Source organism: Sediminicola arcticus, from assembly GCF_040566695.1.
Classification (GTDB): domain Bacteria; phylum Bacteroidota; class Bacteroidia; order Flavobacteriales; family Flavobacteriaceae; genus Sediminicola; species Sediminicola arcticus.
The window spans coordinates 80003-99789 of sequence record NZ_JBEXAE010000009.1 but is presented as its reverse complement, the minus strand read 5'-3'; the positions used below and the strand labels follow the sequence as shown (position 1 = coordinate 99789).

Sequence of the window (19787 nt, the reverse complement as noted above, 5' to 3'; positions counted from 1 at the left end):
TAGTTCCATTTGACCTTGTAAAGGTATAAGTCCCATTTCCATTATCAATAAGATTAACATTGCTATTCGCTGCACTTATTTCATCTATCGCCAATTTCACATTGGTAGCCGCCAATCCTGAATCTACCGGGTTATAACTAATTTCGGCGGAAGTGAAGAGTCCGTTTTTAGAGACCCAAACTGCTGTTTCTGTATTTTGCGATCCAAACGGCTGTGTTTGAAGAATTTGACCGTTAAGACCTCCTATAAATTTTATAGGGGGGATAGTTCTGTCTTGTATATGGAAATTCCCATTAATGGAAGTAGGTCCTATATCTACATTTCTAATACTTCTATCCTGGATATTAGATCCCGTAATTTCCCCTACTTCAAAATTATAATTGTTCCCCGTTCTTCTGATTACAATGGTGCTGTCATTAGTCACGGTGGTATTATTAATCGTAAAAACATTCACTATAGCATCCGTACTGTAGGTATGCCTGTTCAAAGAATCCAAGGCCACACTTAGAGCGTTATTATTGCTATCGGTCAATACCAAGCTGTCATTGGCCACTTCAAAAGTAGTGTTGGTAGTCGTAGTTATGATCGTTTCAACTCCCACGGCGTCCGTAAACGTATAAGACCCATCTCCATTGTCCACCATGCTAATATTAACGCTATTGGTAAGAGCATCACAAATATTCAACCATTGGCCTCCGTCATAATAATGAACACATTTGGTCTCCGTATTGTAGATCAAGGCCCCTTGTAAAGGGGTAATAGCGTTCATTTGGGTGTTGTTTACCCTTGTTAAGACCAGTGCCCTAGCGGTGCTTTGTAATTCCAAAACAGACGCGGGGTCTATGTTTTGGGGCTGGTCACCAATTTTTATCTGTCCGTTAGCCAAGGTTCCAATCGCAAGGCTAAATAATAGAAAGACAACTTTTAATTTCATTACATAAAGGGTTTTATCCTAAAAAATAGGAGAAAACAAAAATAAGACTATATGCCCATCTAGATAAATTAAAAAGCCAAAATACGCGTACTAGTGGTTTAACGGAAAACTTATCCGATGAAAGGACTTAAAACGGAATATTTTCGGATTCATAAGGGACTTTTCCCACTTCAAAAATACGGGCCGTACCCTTGCCTTTTAAAAGGAGCTTTCCATTTTCTGCCCAAATAAAATCACCTTCCCTGAGACCCACAACTGGCGTGGTGTTGAATTGATGGAATTCTTTGATCCTGACTTCCCTACTTTCCCCATTATGTCGTCCATTTGGATTAGGGTCCATATAATGTGGGTTTAAATTAAAATTGACCAAACCCAAAGTTTCAAAACTAGGTGGATAAACAATAGGCATATCATTCGTGGTTTGCATGGATGGTCCGGCTATATTGCTACCCGCACTAGCACCCATATAGGGGATGCCATTTTCCACTTTTTCTCTAATCACCTTTATTAGATCTTGTTCATGGAGTTGTTTTGTCAATAAGAAGGTGTTTCCTCCTCCAGTAAAAATAGCTTCAGCCTTTTCTATCCCAACCTTGGGATCGGAAAAAGAGTGCAGGCCCACTACTTTTTTGTTCAGTTTAGAAAATGCTTTTATTACCACAGCGGTGTAAGCATCATGGCTAATACCACCAGGCCGGGCATAGGGAACAAAGGTTATGGTATCTACATCCTTGAAGAATACTTCCAAATTTTTAGTCAGATAGGATAAATAGGTTTCCCCAAATAGGGTAGAGGTGCTTGCTAATAGTAGCTTTTTCATGATTTCTGATTAACAATAGAATTACAAATTAACAAAAGTTTAATGGGGATATATTTTTTTTGATCACAACTTGCATTTTCTTTAACCATGGAAATATGGGAATACACCATTCTTTTTTTTTCGTAACTTTAAGTAGGACAGTATTCGTTGTATTTATGTTCAAAAGGCCGATATTTGATGTTAAAATTTTATTATGAAAAATCTATTTGTACTTGCTCTTCTTTTACTTGGCTTCGGAATATCAAATGCACAGGAGGATGATCGCATCCTTTTAAGGGGAAAGGTATTGTATAGGAACTCAAATGTGGTCAATGAAAACGTGATCAATACTACTTCCGAATTTGCTACAATCACCAATAATGATGGAGAATTTGGAATCAGAGTTAAGGTGGGGGACGAGCTGGTTTTTACCGCCGTGAATTACAAGATGTTATTATTGAAGGTCACCCAAGAAATGATAGAGAATAATAGGTTGGTGGTTGAGGTAAACGAGAAGGTGACCGAATTGGACGAGGTGGTGGTGAGTCCTGAAAACCAAGAGAAATTTCTTCAAATGCAGAATGAAGGTCTTCAAAAGCAATACGATTACGAAATAGACCGTTCCACGGAGGTAGAAAATATTGCCCTATCCCAACAAGATCGAGGAATGCAGAATGGATTAAATTTTGTCAATATCTTTAAGGCATTGACTAAGTCAAACAACAAAGAGGAGGCTGTAGATAGGCCAGCTTTAAAATTAAGCGATGTGATGAGACAGGTGTACGATGACCGCTTTTTTGTGGAAGACCTAAATTTACCCCAGGATCAAATTGATAATTTCTTAATTTATTGTGACGACAAAATTCCTGCCCAGTCCTTACTAAAAAAAGACAACGAGTTTCAGTTGATCGACTTTTTAGTGACGTACAGTAAATTGTATTTAAAAGAGCGGGGCACTGAAAAATAAGGTCGTTTTACTAAGTTTCATAATGATGGGTGTTTCCGTGGGAGCACAAACTTTTTTTTCCAAGGAATTGGAAGGCCGCGTTATAAATCAAAGTGGAGATGTGGCGGCTACCCATGTAATAAATATTACCACAGACAGGGCCACCATAACCAGTGTAGAAGGGTTTTTTAAAATAGGGGTAAACTTAAATGACACCTTGGTTTTTTCTGCGGTACAATTCAAGAAGAAGGAAGTAGTGGTCACCCGGTCCATTTTAGAGAGCAAAAGTATTTTTATAACTATGGAAGATGCGTTAACAGAGCTAGATGAGGTGGTAGTAAGGCCCTATAACCTGTCTGGGGATATTACTAAAGATTTAGAAACTCTGAAAACAGAGCCCGTGGTCACGGCATCTACCTTAGGGCTGCCCAATGCCTATGTAATCCCCATGACCCAGACCGAAAGGATATTAAATGAGGCCACCTCTGGAGGTGGATTTATTCCCTTAAACCCTATTTTAAATGGGATATCTGGACGCACAAAAATGTTGAAGAAACGATTGGCAATAGAAGAAAAATATGCCAGAACAGAACGGGTTAGGGCCTTTTATGCAGATTCTATTTATGCACAAGATCTAAAGATTCCGATCACCAAAATAGATGATTTCATGTATTTTTGTGAAGCAGATGAGGCATTTAGCGGTCTTGTGGATACACATGATAAATTAAAAATTTGGAGTTTTTTCAGAAAGAAAAGTGTTGTGTATAGGGAAAATAACGACTTGGAATAATAGAAGGGTGGTGGCGTTAGCTAAAAAGCTTTGGCACATAAATTGCTTACTTATAAGAAATTGGAAATGAAGATGAAAGGTTTAAAGAAGGGATTATTGTTGTTACTATTACCGTTGTGTGCATTTACCGCAGGGCATAAATTTTATTTGAGTGTTACCAATGTCCAATATTCGGAAAAGGATGAAGCCGTTCAAATTACCTCTAGGATATTTATTGATGATTTTGAGGACGTCCTAGAAGAGCGTTATGGAGTGCATCCTAACCTTGCAACGCCCCTTGAAACAGAAACTGCAGACACCTATATTGAGAAATACATTAGGTCCAAAATTTTTATTAGAATAGACGGTAAGCTAATGGAATACAAGTTCTTGGGTAAGAAATATGATAATGATATTATGATCATTTATCTAGAAGTTCCTAAGATTAAATTATCCAAAATAAAGACCATAGAATTAGAAAATGAAGTGCTTACCGATATCTACGAAGAGCAGCAAAATGTCTTGCATTTTAAAATGAATGGTAAAAAGAAGAGTTTTGTTTTGATGAAGGATAGTGATAAAGGAATGTTAAAATTATAACTTCTTCAAACGATTTCTTAAAAAAGAGGTAATTTCCCACGACTAAAAATCTTAAGAAAATGAACAAACTAAAGTATTGTTTTGCTTCTCTTTTATTCTTGTTTGCGGCAGTTGTATCCGCACAGGAAGAAGTGAAGGTAGAACGGGAACAAGGGCATACGGCCCAAAGTAAATTTAGGCAAATGTACCAAGAGTTTGCCACTCCCAACACCTATAGGTCTGCATCCGGGGCTCCGGGACCTGACTATTACCAGCAGCAGGCCAATTATAAGATGGATATTTTGTTGGATGACAAAAACACCAAAATTTATGGTACGGAAACCATTACCTATATTAACAATTCTCCTGACGACTTAGAATTCCTTTGGCTTCAATTGGATCAAAACGTAAGGACAAAGGATTCTAAATCCCTCTTAAAGGATGGGGATGGAGTTCCTTTGGCGGAGCCTACGGAAGGTTTCGTTCAAAAGTATATGACAGGGAATTTCGATGGGGGTTTCAATATTGAATATGTAAAAGACGCCTCTGGTAAAGAGTTGCCATATACCATTAACCAAACGATGATGCGTGTAGATCTACCGCAGTCATTAAAAAGTAAGGCACAAGTTTCTTTTTCAATTAAATGGTGGTACAATATCCCAGATCATACTGTAAGCAGAGCAAGATCTGGTTATGAGTATTTCCCTGAAGATGGAAATAGAGCCTATGTGATTGCTCAATTCTTTCCAAGAATGGCTGTTTACAGTGATGTAGAAGGATGGCAGAACCATCAATTCTGGGGCAGTGGAGAGTTTGCACTGACCTTTGGAGATTATGAGGTGAACATTACGGTTCCTGCAGACCATATTTTAGATGGTACAGGAGAACTTCAAAACAGAAAAGACGTTTTTTCTAAAGAGATGATGGATCGTTTTGAGAAAGCTAAAAAATCGTATGACAAGCCTGTGATCATAGTAACCCAAGCAGAAGCAGAAGCTGCAGAAAAAGGCTTTTCTGAGAAGACCAAGACCTGGAAGTTAAAAGCCCAAAATGTAAGGGATTTTGCCTTTGCTACTTCCCGTAAGTTTATTTGGGACATGCAAGCGGTAAAATTTGGCGCTAGAGACGTTATGGCGGTATCTATGTACCCAAAAGAAGGGAATCCACTTTGGGAAGACCTGTCTACTAAAGCTGTGGCACATACCCTAAGATCGTACTCTGCACATACGTTTGATTATCCATATCACAAAGCGATTTCTGTACACGCTAAAAATCAAGGGATGGAATATCCAATGATCTGCTGGAACTACGGAAGACCAGATGAGAATGGAAATATCTCTGACCGAGTGAAATACGGAATGATCAGTGTGATCATCCATGAGGTTGGACACAACTTTTTTCCGATGATCGTAAATTCCGATGAGCGTCAATGGGGATGGATGGATGAAGGTTTAGATACCTTTATGCAATATATGGCTGAACAAGAATTTGGGGAAGCCTTTCCAGATGATATTGCACCTAATGCTAAATACCCTTCAAGAAGGGGCGACCCTTCCAAGATTGTTCCTTACATGAGTGGAGATCAAAGCACCATTTCTCCTATTATGGAGAATCCAGAAAATGTATACCAATTAGGGAACAATGCTTATGGAAAACCAGCTACAGCGTTAAACATCCTTAGAGAGACTGTAATGGGTAGGGATTTGTTTGATCATGCTTTTAAAACATATTCTCACCGTTGGATGTTTAAACATCCGACCCCTGAAGATTTCTTCCGAACCATGGAAGATGCTTCTGCAGTAGATCTGGATTGGTTTTGGAGAGGATGGTTCTATACTACTGATTACGTAGATATAGGAGTAAAAGAGGTTAAAAAGTACTTTGTGTCCAATAAGCCAACCAAGAAGATGCAGGAGTATATGGCCGAAAGAAATGTAACGGAAGCAGACTTGCCACCGTTGGTTTATTTGGCTGATGAGGAAAGTGAGGACTTTAATGCAGACCTAAAAGGAAAAGCGCCTTCAGAAAACTCTAAGACTTTAAATGAATACATGATGGATAATATGACGGCTGTTGAAAGAGCTGCCGTTAAACAGCCTAAGTATTTCTATGAGATTACTTTTAATAAACCAGGAGGAATACCAATGCCGTTAATTGTGGAATACACTTATGCAGATGGTACCAAGGAAAATATCACCTATCCTCCAGAAATTTGGAGAAAAAGTGATAAAGAGGTGAAAAGGGTAATGGCTACCCAAAAAGAATTGGTAGGCATTATGGTAGATCCTAAAGCAGAGACTGCTGATATAGATACAACCAATAATTCTTGGCCTAAAAAGGATGAGAAGTCAGACTTTGACCAGTTTAAAGAAAATATCAAAGGAGAATAATAGTAGATTGTATAAATAAAGCCCCAATTGCCTTTAGTGGTGGTTGGGGCTTTTTTTATGTTAGAAATCAATAGAATTACCAAATTAATATCAGGGCATTCTTGCCTTGGAATGTCAAAATAATTTTTAAATAAATTGGCAGCCTTTTTTATTCAACTGCCAAACTTCTCATTATATTTGTTGTATGTATGCAAATGTATTGTTGTTCATAAGCGGTGCCGAGATATTTTTTATCATGTTCATTGTGGTAATGGTATTTGGTGCTGATAAAATTCCGGATATCGCTAGAGGTCTGGGTAAAGGTATGCGTCAATTGAAGGATGCAACTGAAGATATTAAACAAGAAATTTATAAAACAGCCGATAAGCAGGGCATAGACACTAGCTTTACTAAGGATATCAAAAAGGAGATTGATAAGGTAAAGGACAGCGTGGATGATGTAACCGGTGTTATTAAGAGAAAGTAAGTTAGTGCATGCTTGAAAAAATCGCGGAATGGGACCGAAATACCTTCATTTACCTAAATAGTCTAGGGATTGAAGAGTACGACGTGTTTTGGTCTACGGTTACCAATATAACTACTTGGATCCCATTATTTATTCTGTTCTTTATTTTGATATGGATTAAGTATCCTAAAAAGGAGGCTTTATTAATGACCTTTACTGTTTTTATTTTAGTAGGTTTTATTTTAGGAATCACAGATCTTACAAAGGAATTTGTAGCAAGGTTAAGGCCTAATAATAATGAGGAAATCAAAACAATTATTCGTATTTTAAGAAGTCCTAGTAGTTATAGTTTTTTCTCCGGGCATGCTTCCAGTTCTTTTTCCATAACCACACTAGTTTTTCTTTTCCTTAGGCCAAAATATAATTGGGCATGGGTCTTTTTTGTATGGCCCCTTTTGTTCGCTACCAGTAGAATATATTTAGGGGTTCATTACCCTATTGATATTATAGTAGGAGCAATAGTCGGGATTCTTTCGGCCTTATTGTTTTACAAACTGCACCGCAGATTTATAATACCCTACTTAGCGTCAACCCGTCCCTTATAGGGAGCAGTACAGTTTCTACTCTAGGATCTTCCTTTAGTTTTCTATTGTAATCTAATAACACTTTTGTTGCTTTATCATTAGGCTGCAAAGGTTCTATAACTTTCCCAGACCAAAGTACATTATCGGAAAGTATGATGCTTCCAGGCCTCGTTTTTAAAAGGGCACTTTCAAAATAGGCGTCGTAACTCGTTTTTCCCGCATCAATGAAAACTAGGTCGAAGACTACATTTAAAGTGGGGATTACATTTAGAGCATCTCCCACATGTTGTATGATTTGAGACCCATAACCACTCCTGTCAAAATACTTGCGTTGAACACCCTCTAATTCCTCGTTCACATCAATGGTGTGCAGCGTTCCTGTTTTTTGCATGCCCTCGGCAAGACATATGGCGGAATAGCCTGTATATGTACCTATTTCAAGGATGTTCTTAGGATAAATAATCTTGGAGAGCATGCTTAATACCCTCCCTTGAAAATGTCCGGTAATCATTCTGGGCTGTATCACTTTAAGATGCGTTTCCCTGGTAAGTTCCTGAAGTACCAATGGCTCCGGTTCAGAATGGTCGGCAATATAATTTTCTAATAAAGGGGATAAGAAATGCATGAATACGTTTTTGCAAAATTATGGAATATTATACTATTTTTGGACGGCACTCACTATTGATTAATATCCTAAAAATTAAAGGAAGATGGAGAATTTTACATGTAGAAAGGCTACAATTGATGATTTGGAGATATTATTAGAGTTCGAACAAGGCATTATAGTGGCAGAACGTCCTTTTGACCCTACTATTAAGGAGGACCCTATCACGTATTACGACTTGCGGGAATATATACTTTCAGAGGATGTAGAGGTGGTCGTAGTTGAGGCCAATAATGGGACTGTAATTGCGTCAGGATATGCGTTAATTAAGACAGCCAGGCCTTATTTGGATCATAAGGAGTACGCCTATTTGGGCTTTATGTATACGCATCCCCAGTTTCGAGGGCGAGGGGTCAATAAATTGGTTGTTGATGAATTAAAAAAATGGGCTGCTGCAAAAGGAATGAAAGAAATTAGGTTGACGGTCTATGATGATAATATTCCGGCCATCAAGGCATACGAAAGGGTCGGATTTAAAAAGCATATTATAGAAATGAGATTGAACACCCAATAACACGAACTAAATCTTACCTAAATATTAAGAATTAGTTCCTTTCTGATATTGTATTTTTACCAAAAAACTACCCTATGCAATTTGAAAATACCCTCGAATACGCTCAACAATTGGATGCAGAAGACAAGCTGCGTAAGTATCGTGACGAATTTCATTTCCCAAAGGTAAACGGGAAGCAGGTCATATATTTTACAGGAAACTCCTTGGGACTTCAGCCTAAACGGACGCAAAAATTTGTGGATGAGGTAATGACCGATTGGAAAGAGATGGCTGTGGAAGGGCATTTTTATGCAGACAAGCCTTGGTGGGATTACCACGAACGTTTGGCTGCCCCTTTAGCAAGGGTAGTGGGTGCAAAACCAGAAGAAGTAACCGTAATGAATACGCTTACCGTAAACCTTCATTTATTAATGGTTTCTTTTTATAGGCCTACGAAAAAAAGGTATAAGATCATCTGTGAGGAAAAGGCATTCCCTTCAGATCAATATATGCTGCAGAGTCAAGTTCGTTTTCATGGATTCGACAGCAATGACGCTATAGTAGAAATAAAGAAGAGGGATGGGGAGCATTTTTGGAGGACAGAGGATGTTTTAAAAACTATAGAGGAAGTAGGTGATGAGTTGGCCTTAGTGCTTATTGGAGGTGTCAATTACTATAATGGACAGGTGTTCGATATGGAAACCATTACCAAAGCCGGTAGGGCACAAGGTGCCTTCGTGGGATGGGATTTAGCTCATGCTGCGGGTAATGTAGAGTTACAATTACACGATTGGGATGTGGATTTTGCCTCCTGGTGTAGTTATAAATATATGAACAGTGGCCCAGGGAATGCTTCTGGGGTATTTGTGAATGAGCGCTACTTGAATCGTAAGGATATTCCAAGATTCGAAGGGTGGTGGGGAACCAAAAGGGATACCCGTTTTTTGATGAAGCCAGAATTTGAGCCCATGGAAAACGCAGATGCATGGCAATTGAGCAATGCTCCTATTTTGTCCGTTGCCCCATATTTGGCCTGTTTGGAGCTCTTCGAAGAGGTGGGCATGGATGCCCTTATAGAAAAACGTAACAAGATTACGGCCTATCTTGAATTTGTACTTCAGGAGATCGATAAGGAGGTAGATAGCACCTTCGAAATTATTACCCCTAAGGAACGAGGCTGTCAATTATCGGTATTCTTGCATGGAGAGGGGCGACCCTTATTTGATTATTTAATGAAAAATGGGGTGATTACAGATTGGCGTGAACCCAATGTAATACGATTGGCTCCAGCACCATTTTATTGCTCCTACGAGGATATGTACAGGTTTGGACAAATTTTAAAGTCGGGTGTATTAAAGAAATAAAGTATTTTTGGCCGGTCAATACTCTGTAATTCATGAAATCCTTACGGCTAATATTATCCAATCCAAGATATTTTGCCCCTTCGTGGGCCTTTGCTAGTCTAAACATCCTTTTTGGAACATGGGCCATTTATATTCCACAGGTAAAGGGAGATTTGGGTATTGATAAGGCTAGCTTGGGGTTTGCGCTATTTTTTCTTTCGTTGGGAAACTTTACTATTTTTCCCTTAGCTTCCAAAATCATAAATACGGTAGGGGTAGGGAAGGCAACTTGGTATGGGGTCCTCTTAATAAGTGTAGCGGCCCTACTTCCTTTTTTAGCTCCCAACTATTACGTTTTGTTGGGAGGCCTCTTTTTATACGGCGCGGCTAATGGATTTTTGGATATTTCTATGAACACCTTGGTGACCGAGATTGAAAAGGCGGATGGTCAGAATTTCATGTCAGCTGCCCATGGGTTTTTTAGTCTTGGTGGCGTATTAGCTGGGCTGGGTAGTTTTATGATATTGTTTTTGGACAATCCCGTGCTGCACATCGTCCTAGCTATTCTATTGGTACTTGGTATCAATTTATTCTTCTATAAAAATTACTTCCATATTATTTCTCCGCCTATAGAAAAGGAACCCTTTAAATTGAATAATTTTAGGCCTTTGCTTTTAATAGGTATTGTTTCCTTTGTGATCATGGGAAGTGAAGGCGCTATTGTAGATTGGAGTGGTATTTTTTTACAGGAAATAAGTAATGCACCCGTATCCTTAATAGGTGCTGGCTTTTTGGCATTCTCCATAACAATGACTTTAGGTCGGTTTTTGGGAGATAGCATTAGTGCTAAAATAGGTTCTGTAAAAATTGTGGGCCTTGGCGCCTTTGTGGCTATACTAGGATATTTTATGGTATTGACCACTAATATGTATTTGGCAATAATAGGTTTCGCCTTTATTGGATTTGGCTTTTCCGCAATTGTTCCAGAACTTTTCCGAATTGGAGGCAACATCAAGGGCGTTAAAACATCCCAGGGTGTTGCCTTTATTGCCGGTACGGGAATTTCTGGATTCCTTTTGGGTCCTGTAATTCTTGGTTATTTAGCGGAAGCCTCTTCGTTAAGATTAAGTTTTATGACGCTGTTAGGATGTTGTGTTATAGTCCTTCTTGCAACATTTGGCTTAAGAAAAAAGAAGTGAGTTTTTCTACCTGGTAACAGCCTTAATATTTGTAAAATAAAGTTTAAAGCTCCCATCCTTGTTTTGGTGCATCCTAGCTATTTTTAGCCCATCTACATCCATATAATCCTCCCAAGTGGTCATAGTAGATGGTTCAGGTGTATTTCCTTTTCTAAACACCCATTCTTTGATGACATAGTCATCTCCAAAATAAAAATCATAGGCATCCCCTGGGGTGTATCCACCTTCATTGCCATAAATAATAGTTAATTTTTGCATTGGAGCATTGCTAATTGGCGCAATTGCCTCAGTAGTCTGGTCATAAGTAAAATTGTCTTTGTCCCAAACCAAATTATAAGGGGCCAATAACCAGTATTTATCGTTTATAAAGCCACCATCTGTTTTCATAGATAGGCTATCTACACTTTTTCTATTGTAAGAAAGAGTATCCATAGCACTGATGGCCGTAACATTGTTGGTTTTCGTATTCCAGATCCAAGAACGCTCATAATGGGTTGTATCCCTATCCACATTAAATGTAAATTCAAGTTCTTTTAAATTGTTCCATTTCTCAAAGCCATGGGCGTTTGCGATTTTTTCTAAAACAGTTAGTTCAGCTACTTCAGTTTCTTTTTCGTTTTTTTTATCGGACTTGCAGCTTACGATGAGTACAGTAGCCAGGATAAAAAGGAAGGTATATTTTTTCATAAAATTTAACTTTTCACAAATATAAATTCTTTTAGGTATATATTTGAGAAATCACTACGTTTCTTAAGATAACAAATCCCAAGAAATTGATTATTTTTGGGAGCAATAAAGAAAACTAACAATGAGTTCAAAAAAAGGTAAGATACAAGAAGCTATAGACGAAAAATTACTAGACGAAAGAAAAGTGTTTTTGTGGGGAATGGTAGATGACAATTCTGCAAAACATGTAATTGACCGTCTGTTATATTTGGATTTAGAGAATAATAAAGAAATACAATTGGTCATCAATAGTCCGGGTGGATATGTCACTTCTGGTTTTGCTATATATGATACCATTAAATCTTTGAAAAGTCCGGTTTCTACTGTTTGCTCTGGATTAGCTGCTTCCATGGGTTCTATTTTATTATCGGCAGGAAAAAAAGGGAGACGTTTTATTCAGCCACATGCACAGGTAATGATTCACCAACCAAGTGGTGGTGCAAGGGGCCAAGCTTCTAATATAGAAATTCAAGCTCGTGAAATAATAAAGACACGTGAGCTTAGTGCTCATATTTTAGCTGATAATTGTGGTCAGAAATTTGAAAAGGTAATGAAAGATTTTGACAGGGATTTCTGGATGAACGCAGAAGAATCAATGGAATACGGCATAGTTGACGGAATTATAAAATAATTCAAACGACCATAAAAAGTGAAAAGTCCTTTCCAATTTATTGGGAAGGACTTTTTCTATATATAAACGCCTGAGCGGAAAAATCAAGATAGATACGTTTTAACCTTTACTCTTGGATGATAGAATGTAAAAATTAGGAGTGCAATGTCTTTAGAATTTTTCCGGATACTCAATTATTTGCTGTGCTCTTTCCTTTAATTCCTTCATTTCAGTTTTATCTTTTTTATTTAAAAGATTTAACATCATTCCCATTCGCTGGTTATTTTTAAAATGTTCTTTCTTTTCATCTAAGAAATTCCAGTATAGGGCATTGAACGGGCAGGCATCCGCTCCTGTTTTTTTAGTGTGGCTATAGTGGCAATCGGAACAATAATTACTCATTTTGTTGATGTAATTAGCGCTGCTTACGTAGGGTTTTGTTGCCACGATACCGCCATCTGCAAACTGACTCATACCCCTAGTATTGGTGATTTGCACCCATTCTATGGCATCCATATAAATTCCTAAATACCAGGCATCCACTTCATCAGGATGCGTTTGTGTGAGAAGTGCATAATTACCAGTGATCATTAGCCGCTGAATATGATGGGCGTAGGAAGTGTCCAAACTTTGTTTTATGGCGTGTTGCAAACAATTCATTTTTGTTTCTCCTGTCCAATAGAATTCTGGCAGTTTGTTGTGGTTATCCAACTCGTTCTTTTTTTTGTATTGAGGCATTTCTTTCCAATAGATACCGCGCATATATTCCCGCCACCCTAGAATTTGCCTTACGAATCCTTCCACTTGGGAAATATGGATTTGGTCGCTGTGGTCGTAATAATGCTCTAAAACCATATCAATAACCTCTTTGGGCGAGACCATCTTACTATTCATGGCAAAGGAAAGCCTGGAGTGGAAAAGGTAATATTCATCTGTATGCAGGGCATCTTGGTAATCCCCAAAATGAATTAATAGATTTTTACAGAAGTAGGTTAGAACAGAAAGAGAATCAGCCCTAGAAGTGGGCCAATTAAAACTATCGGGTGCTATGGTACCAATGGTTTTTATTCCAGAGGTCTTAATTTCATCTACCAAAGCATTTACATCTTTTTTAAAACCCCTTTCATGAGGTATTTTGGGATCTCCTTTCCATTTTTTTCGATTGCTCTGGTCGAAGTTCCATTTCCCCCCGTCAGGCTGTCCGTTCACCATCATAATGTCATGCTTCTTACGCATCATTCGGTAAAAGGATTCCATGATCAATTGCTTTTTGCCTTCAAAAAAATCCTTTAGTTCATAACGGGAAGTGTAAAAATGTTCACTTTCAAAAGCCTCCGTAGTTATAGAAAGACCTTTACAAATACCCACTAATTGTAGGTCTAATCGGTACTCATCTGGACATTGGTATTCAAATTTGTTTGCATTAATAGCATCTATTTGCCATTGGATAATTTTATCCAATGCCTGGAGGTTATTAGAATCGTTAATATTAAAATAGTATACCTGATGTCCTTTTTCTTTTAAATCCTCAGAGAATTCCCTCATAGACTGAAAAAAGGCCACGACTTTTTGGATATGGTGGGTAACATAATCTGTTTCTTGCCGCATCTCGGCCATTAGGTAGGTTATGTTTGGGTCCACTTTATTAAACCATGAATGCTTTAAGTTCAACTGGTCCCCTAAGATCAATCGTAATATCTTCATCCTTCCGTATTAAATTGTACTATTAAAATAAGGTTTCCTGTAGCCATAATTTTTGAAATTTTCCTGATGGGTCATACATTTCGGCTTGTCTACCAATATTGAATTTTCGATCTCTTGGATCATTGCCCACTCCGCTATTGTACATCCAATTGCCCCAATTGCTATGTACATCATAATCAATCAATATACTTTCAAAATAGGCTGCTCCAATACGCCAATCTTGGCATACTTCTTTAGACCAAAAACTGGCAACATTTTGTCTGCCGCGATTACTCATCCACCCGGTGAATGCCAATTCGTGCATGTTGGCATTGACAAAAGGATATTTAGTGCTTCCTGAAACCCATTGCTTTCTCAGTTCTTTGTCCGTTCCCCATTGGTAATGTTTATTTAGGATACCTTCTATTTTAAAAATTTTATTTCCGTGCTTTAGGGAAACATATTTGAAATAATCGCGCCAAATGAGTTCAAAGATGAGCCAATAGGTGTCTTGGTTTTTTTTAATTTCCTGTTCAAAACGTTTTATCTCCCAATAGATCGTTCTCGGTGAAATACTTCCATTAGCCAACCAAGCCGATAATTTTGAGCTGTATGCTTCACCCACAAGTCCATTTCTTGTTTTCTTGTAGATAGCCAAGTTTTTAGTTTCCCAAAAATAATTGTGTATGCGTTTTAGTGCTTGTGTTTCTCCGCCCTCAAAAGGAAAGGCAGATCTCGTGTCTAATGTAAATTCCTGAAATCCCAAATCTTTAAGGGATGGGAGCAATGTGGTATTTCTTAATACGTCTTCAGATGATCTAGGTTGTGGTATAGGGGCACAAGGGCTTATTTTGGCGTATTTCTCGCACTTTTTACGAAAAGCGGTAAATACCTCAGGAATATTTTTAAAGTGGTCATAAGGGATATCCTCTGGATGAAATAGAAATTGGTCATAACTTTCTTCCAAAGGAATTGTAGGTGATAATTTGGAGGTTACAGCAGAAAGCACTTCGTTTTCTTCCGAGGTCCATTCCTTTTGAAGGAAGATGTTATCTATTTTAAATTGGCTGGTCATGGAAGGTATAATATCTTCTGGTCGCTGCTGATAAACAAATAAAGGAATATTGAGCTTTTCTAGGTTCTTTTTAAGATCAAAAACTGACTCCAATAAAAATTTAGCCCTAAACTTTTCTGTCTTTTTAAATCCAAAAGGGCCAAAGTCAAAATGTCTGGGATCAAAACAATACAAACCAATGACTTTGTGGTCTTTGACTGCACAGGCTTTAGACAAAGACTGGTTATCGTAAATTCTTAGATCATTTCTAAACCAGACTAAATTGTTCATTAAAGGCAAGGTATTGTGGGGTGTTAAAGATTTTAATTATTTATTTCGGCGACAACGCTCACTGCAATATTTTACTTCTTCCCAGTTTTTCTCCCATTTTTTCCGCCACGTAAAAGGAAGACCGCATGTAACGCAAATTTTACTGGGTAAATTTGACTTCTTATGAGCCATAGATTAAGGAATATGATTTTTGATCTGGCTTGGCATATGAAAATCGATCTAAGAGTTGTGGTAGTGCATACCCATCTAAGCCAATGATTGCAGCGGTATCGGCTTTATCCAATTGTACCCAGCCATCTTCGTGAACAATATCTTCAGGTACATATACATCCAAAACTTCTCCGATGATAAGAAGACAACCATTTTCTTTTATCTCGTATTCGTTGATGTACCTGCACCCCAATTTTATATGGCTCTCCTTAACAAAGGGGGCTTGAAATTCATTCATATATTCTTCAGTCAGATTTGTTTTGCTAAACTCGGAAACATCACTTTCATATTTTGCAGAGGTATCATGTGCATTTTTAATGATATCTTTATGTATTTGATTTACAGTAAAGTACCCAGAATCCTTAAAATTGTCATAGGTGTTTCTTTTTACCGTTAAAGGTCGCAGAATAAACCCTAGCATTGGCGGATTACTACCTATATGCACTACTGAATTAAAAATAGCCACGTTTGTTGTTCCTTCCTTAGATTTTGTGGCTAAAAGATTGGATGATTTATAACCTGTACAACTAGTGATTAGGTTAGCCCTAAACCTGGAATTTAATAATGCAAGCTGTTCTTCGGAATAATGAATCATACTATTTTTATGTTGAACAAATGTAATGATAAATTAAACAAAAATGCATATGTAGGATGATTGGTATTTAAATCTATATGATATACTATGCTAACTAAGAGTTGTGTTTTTTAAATTTAGTATTTTTACAACTTAACATTATTTCCCCTTTGGGGCGAACATGGCAAAAACTCCTAAAAACATTGCGATCGTTGGTTCAGGACTAGTTGGTTCTTTATTGGCGCTTTATTTAAGAAAGGCAGGGCATTCTATTACGGTATTTGATCGTAGGCCAGATATTAGAAACATACAATTTTCCGGCCGTTCCATTAACTTGGCAATGAGCAATAGGGGATGGAAGTCCTTAAGGAAAGTAGGAATAGAAGATGAGGTTAAGAAGATTGCAATTCCTTTAGACAAAAGAGCAATGCATGTTGTGGGACAACCACTCTACTTTCAGAAATATGGTATAGACGGAGAGGCCATATGGTCTATTTCCAGAGGAGTTCTGAATAGAAGAATGATTGATTTAGCCGAAGAAGCTGGAGTTGAATTCCGATTTGAGGAGAAGGTATGGGATGTAGATCTATCCAGTGCCAAAATTTTTACTGGAGAGACAGAGAAAGGATTCTGGGAAGAATATTCCTATGACGTTATTTTTGGTTGTGATGGTGCTTTCTCCAGGGTAAGGCATAAAATGCAACGCCGAAGTCGTTTTGATTATTCTCAGGAGTTTATAGATGTTGGATATAAGGAACTTACCATACCTGCCAATATAGATGGTACACATAAATTAGACAAGTACTCCTTTCATATTTGGCCACGAGGCAAGTTCATGTTAATAGCAATGCCAAATTTGGACGGCAGTTTTACTTGCACGTTATTTTTACCTTTTGAAGGAGAGGTTTCATTTGAAAGCATTAAAACAAAAGAGGACGCGAAACATTTCTTCACTACTTATTTTCCCAATGTGATGCAAGACATTGAAAACCTCACCCATGACTTTTTTAGCAATCCTACCAGCGCCATGGTGACCACAAAATGCTATCCTTGGACCTATTGGGACAAAGTAGCTCTAGTGGGCGATTCAGCACATGCTATAGTACCCTTTTACGGGCAGGGAATGAATGCTGGCTTTGAAGATATTTACGTGCTCTGTGATTTACTTGATAATAGCGGTGATGATTGGAGTGCTGCATTCCAGGCCTATCAAGAATTAAGAAAGCCCAATGCAGATGCTATTGCCGAATTGAGTTATCGTAATTTTATGGAAATGAGCAGTAAGACGGCAGACCCTAAATTTCTATTGCAAAAAAAGATCGAACGCCGATTCTCAGAAAAACATCCTAAAAAATGGATACCCAGCTATTCAAGAGTGACCTTTTCAGATGGGTCCTATGCTGAAGCCTTGGCCATTGGAGACGCTCAGGAAGAAATTATGAAACAAATAATGCAGATGCCCAAGATTGAAGAAAAATGGGATAGCGAAGAGGTAGAGCAACGCATATTAAAATTACTCTAAATCAATTTCGGTAGAAATATAAAAAGCCAGCTTTATAAAGCTGGCTTTTTATATTTAGGTAACTCTCCTTATAATTTGGAGAACATTTTTTTCATTTTTTCTTGTTCTTCCTCAGCTAAAATAGGATCTACCAAGATTCTTCCGCTGTGCTCATCTGTAATGATTTTTTTGCGTGAAGCAATTTCTACCTGCACTTGCGGAGGAATGGTAAAGAAAGAACCTCCAGAAGCTCCCCTTTCAATTGGAACAACGGCAAGTCCATTTTTAACATTGTTGCGGATACGTTTGTAGGCTTGCACCAAACGCTCTTCAATTTGCGATTCATATTCAGCAGATTTCTTAATCAATGCCTTTTCTTCCTTTTCAGTTTCTGCCAAGATAGTGTCTAATTCACTTTTCTTGTGTTTTAGATGGGCATCTCTTTCTGATAAACGTTCTTTAGTTTGGGCAATTACCTCTTTTTTCTGCTCTATTTGGACCTTAAATTCCTTGATGTTCTTTTCAGCCAACTGAACTTCCAATTCTTGAAATTCAACTTCTTTTGTTAATGAGTTAAACTCCCTACTGTTCCTAACGTTCTTTTGTTGTTCAGTATATTTCTTTACCAAAACTTTAGATTCGTCAATAAGGTTCTTTTTGGCAGTTATCTCATAATTGACAGTTTCAACATCAGTTTTTAACTTATCCAATCTTGTTTTAAGGCCAAGTACCTCATCTTCTAAATCCTCTACTTCCAAGGGTAATTCTCCACGAACACTTCGTATCTCGTCAACTCTAGAATCAATTAATTGCAAATCATATAATGCTCTTAATTTTTCTTCTGCTGTTGCTTCTGTTTTTGTTGCCATATGTTAATAATACTTGATGGGATTTGTTATACTCTCCGATAAAGAGATTGCAAAATTAGGAATTTTTTTTGTAAGATAGTCTACTAATAGATTTTTTGTAAACTGCTCTGTTTCAAAATGTCCAATATCAGCAAGTACTATTTTGTTCTCGGCCTCGTAAAATTGATGATATTTTAGGTCAGCAGTAATAAAAATATCGGCTTTTGCCCCTTTGGCAGCAGATATGGCAAAAGAACCACTGCCGCCTAAGACAGCAACTTTTCTGATCTTTTTGGCTAATAGATTGGAGTGTCGTATGCAGGAAACATTCATTTGTTCTTTTACCCATTGCATGAAATCTTCTTCTCTCATAGGTGTTTCAAGAGTTCCTACCATTCCAATGCCTATGTGCTGATTTTTGTTTTCTAAAGTCTGTATTTCGTAGGCAACTTCCTCATACGGATGCGTTTGTAATAGGGCATTGATGATATTGGCCTGATTTCCTTTGGAATAGGTAACGCTAATCTGTGTCTCTTCTTCGTAATGGACCTTTCCAAGTTCCCCTATGGTTGGAATCGCAGTTGGTCCGGCCATGTAACTACCTGTTCCATTAACGGAAAAGCTACAATTGCTGTAATTGCCAATATTTCCTGCTCCTGCTGAAAAAAGAGCTTCTTTAAGTTCTTGTGCATTGGCTTTGGGTACGTAGGTTGTCAATTTTTTAATGGTCCCTTTTTGGGGGATTAAAATTTTTGGATTTTTTACTCCTAAAACCTCACATATTTTAGCATTGACACCAATTGGTGCATTGTCCAAAGCGGTATGCATACTATATAGCGCTACATCATTTTTGATGCACTTGAGCACTACGCGTTCCACATAGTTTTTACCCGTAATTTTTTTCAATCCGCTAAAAATAATCGGATGAAAGCTCACAATGAGATTGCATTTTTTTTCAATGGCCTCGTCCACGACATTTTCCAGGGTGTCCAAGGTTACTAAAATGCCAGTTACCTCCATTTTTTTATCCCCTATGAGCAACCCTACATTGTCAAAATCTTCTGCATAGGCCAAAGGAGCCAATTCCTCAAGTATTCTTGTAACTTCGTTTACGATCATTTTTGAATTTTATAGCCCTTCAAAGA

Annotated in this window: 21 protein-coding genes; 11 read left to right on the top strand and 10 right to left on the bottom strand. The window is 37.8% G+C overall.

The window, feature by feature from the left end; genetic code table 11:
- On the bottom strand, positions 1-934 hold a 934-nt coding region (locus ABXZ36_RS15025), incomplete at its 3' end, for a phage tail-like protein (RefSeq protein ID WP_435602601.1).
- 127 nt (positions 935-1061) lie between these two features.
- Positions 1062-1754 carry a dipeptidase PepE gene (gene pepE, locus ABXZ36_RS15020; RefSeq protein WP_354616498.1) on the bottom strand — a complete coding sequence of 231 codons (693 nt, stop codon included), beginning with the start codon at positions 1752-1754 and terminating at the stop codon, positions 1062-1064.
- Positions 1755-1947: 193 nt separating this feature from the next.
- On the opposite strand from pepE, the gene ABXZ36_RS15015 reads away from it, so the two are divergent.
- The 6 genes from ABXZ36_RS15015 (at position 1948) to ABXZ36_RS14990 (ending at position 7467) form a co-directional block, all read left to right on the top strand.
- Positions 1948-2700, top strand: a complete 753-nt coding sequence (locus ABXZ36_RS15015) for a BamP family beta-assembly machinery protein (protein WP_354616497.1) — start codon at positions 1948-1950, stop codon at positions 2698-2700.
- Positions 2701-2722: 22 nt separating this feature from the next.
- A complete protein-coding gene (locus ABXZ36_RS15010; protein WP_354616496.1) occupies positions 2723-3469 on the top strand; it encodes a BamP family beta-assembly machinery protein in 747 nt (248 codons plus the stop codon).
- A 30-nt stretch (positions 3470-3499) separates the two neighbouring features.
- Positions 3500-4048, top strand: coding sequence for a DUF6702 family protein (locus ABXZ36_RS15005; protein ID WP_354616495.1), 549 nt, complete (start codon positions 3500-3502; stop codon positions 4046-4048).
- A 59-nt stretch (positions 4049-4107) separates the two neighbouring features.
- Positions 4108-6417 carry a M1 family metallopeptidase gene (locus ABXZ36_RS15000; protein ID WP_354616494.1) on the top strand — a complete coding sequence of 770 codons (2310 nt, stop codon included), beginning with the start codon at positions 4108-4110 and terminating at the stop codon, positions 6415-6417.
- 184 nt (positions 6418-6601) lie between these two features.
- Positions 6602-6883 (top strand): Sec-independent protein translocase subunit TatA/TatB, encoded by a 282-nt coding sequence (locus ABXZ36_RS14995; RefSeq protein WP_354616493.1) that lies wholly within the window; start codon positions 6602-6604, stop codon positions 6881-6883.
- An 8-nt stretch (positions 6884-6891) separates the two neighbouring features.
- Complete coding sequence (locus ABXZ36_RS14990) at positions 6892-7467, top strand: phosphatase PAP2 family protein (protein WP_354616492.1); 576 nt, start codon at positions 6892-6894, stop codon at positions 7465-7467.
- Here ABXZ36_RS14990 and ABXZ36_RS14985 read toward each other — a convergent pair.
- Complete coding sequence (locus ABXZ36_RS14985; RefSeq protein WP_354616491.1) at positions 7430-8071, bottom strand: O-methyltransferase; 642 nt, start codon at positions 8069-8071, stop codon at positions 7430-7432. The genes ABXZ36_RS14990 and ABXZ36_RS14985 overlap by 38 nt on opposite strands.
- A gap of 85 nt (positions 8072-8156) precedes the next feature.
- On the opposite strand from ABXZ36_RS14985, the gene ABXZ36_RS14980 reads away from it, so the two are divergent.
- The 3 genes from ABXZ36_RS14980 to ABXZ36_RS14970 all read left to right on the top strand — a co-directional run bounded on the left by ABXZ36_RS14980 (position 8157) and on the right by ABXZ36_RS14970 (position 11145).
- Positions 8157-8624 carry a GNAT family N-acetyltransferase gene (locus ABXZ36_RS14980; protein WP_354616490.1) on the top strand — a complete coding sequence of 156 codons (468 nt, stop codon included), beginning with the start codon at positions 8157-8159 and terminating at the stop codon, positions 8622-8624.
- Positions 8625-8698: 74 nt separating this feature from the next.
- Positions 8699-9967: a kynureninase gene (kynU, locus tag ABXZ36_RS14975; protein WP_354616489.1), complete on the top strand. Its 1269-nt coding sequence runs from the start codon at positions 8699-8701 to the stop codon at positions 9965-9967.
- A gap of 32 nt (positions 9968-9999) precedes the next feature.
- Positions 10000-11145: an MFS transporter gene (locus ABXZ36_RS14970; RefSeq protein WP_354616488.1), complete on the top strand. Its 1146-nt coding sequence runs from the start codon at positions 10000-10002 to the stop codon at positions 11143-11145.
- Positions 11146-11151: 6 nt separating this feature from the next.
- Here ABXZ36_RS14970 and ABXZ36_RS14965 read toward each other — a convergent pair whose 3' ends face one another.
- The gene (locus ABXZ36_RS14965; RefSeq protein WP_354616487.1) at positions 11152-11832 is read right to left on the bottom strand and encodes a hypothetical protein; all 681 of its coding nucleotides are present in this window, start codon (positions 11830-11832) and stop codon (positions 11152-11154) included.
- 121 nt (positions 11833-11953) lie between these two features.
- Here ABXZ36_RS14965 and ABXZ36_RS14960 point away from each other — a divergent pair, with 121 nt between their 5' ends.
- Complete coding sequence (locus ABXZ36_RS14960) at positions 11954-12502, top strand: ClpP family protease (protein ID WP_354616486.1); 549 nt, start codon at positions 11954-11956, stop codon at positions 12500-12502.
- A 150-nt stretch (positions 12503-12652) separates the two neighbouring features.
- Here ABXZ36_RS14960 and ABXZ36_RS14955 read toward each other — a convergent pair whose 3' ends face one another.
- The 4 genes from ABXZ36_RS14955 to ABXZ36_RS14940 are packed head-to-tail and all read right to left on the bottom strand — an operon-like array spanning position 12653 to position 16314.
- On the bottom strand, positions 12653-14185 hold the full coding sequence (locus ABXZ36_RS14955; protein WP_354616485.1) for a cryptochrome/photolyase family protein: 1533 nt from the start codon (positions 14183-14185) through the stop codon (positions 12653-12655).
- Positions 14186-14207: 22 nt separating this feature from the next.
- On the bottom strand, positions 14208-15509 hold the full coding sequence (locus ABXZ36_RS14950; RefSeq protein ID WP_354616484.1) for a DASH family cryptochrome: 1302 nt from the start codon (positions 15507-15509) through the stop codon (positions 14208-14210).
- A gap of 36 nt (positions 15510-15545) precedes the next feature.
- Positions 15546-15680, bottom strand: coding sequence for a DUF2256 domain-containing protein (locus tag ABXZ36_RS14945; protein WP_354616483.1), 135 nt, complete (start codon positions 15678-15680; stop codon positions 15546-15548).
- On the bottom strand, positions 15670-16314 hold the full coding sequence (locus ABXZ36_RS14940; RefSeq protein WP_354616482.1) for a flavin reductase family protein: 645 nt from the start codon (positions 16312-16314) through the stop codon (positions 15670-15672). Before ABXZ36_RS14940 ends, ABXZ36_RS14945 begins: the two co-directional genes overlap by 11 nt.
- 160 nt (positions 16315-16474) lie before the next feature.
- Here ABXZ36_RS14940 and ABXZ36_RS14935 point away from each other — a divergent pair, with 160 nt between their 5' ends.
- Complete coding sequence (locus ABXZ36_RS14935) at positions 16475-17815, top strand: FAD-dependent oxidoreductase (protein ID WP_354616481.1); 1341 nt, start codon at positions 16475-16477, stop codon at positions 17813-17815.
- Positions 17816-17883: 68 nt separating this feature from the next.
- Here ABXZ36_RS14935 and ABXZ36_RS14930 read toward each other — a convergent pair whose 3' ends face one another.
- Both ABXZ36_RS14930 and ABXZ36_RS14925 read right to left on the bottom strand, forming a co-directional pair.
- Entirely contained in the window at positions 17884-18663 is a 780-nt protein-coding gene (locus ABXZ36_RS14930) for a zinc ribbon domain-containing protein (RefSeq protein ID WP_354616480.1), read from the bottom strand.
- A gap of 3 nt (positions 18664-18666) precedes the next feature.
- On the bottom strand, positions 18667-19761 hold the full coding sequence (locus tag ABXZ36_RS14925; protein ID WP_354616479.1) for a Nif3-like dinuclear metal center hexameric protein: 1095 nt from the start codon (positions 19759-19761) through the stop codon (positions 18667-18669).
- Positions 19762-19787 lie beyond the last annotated feature (26 nt).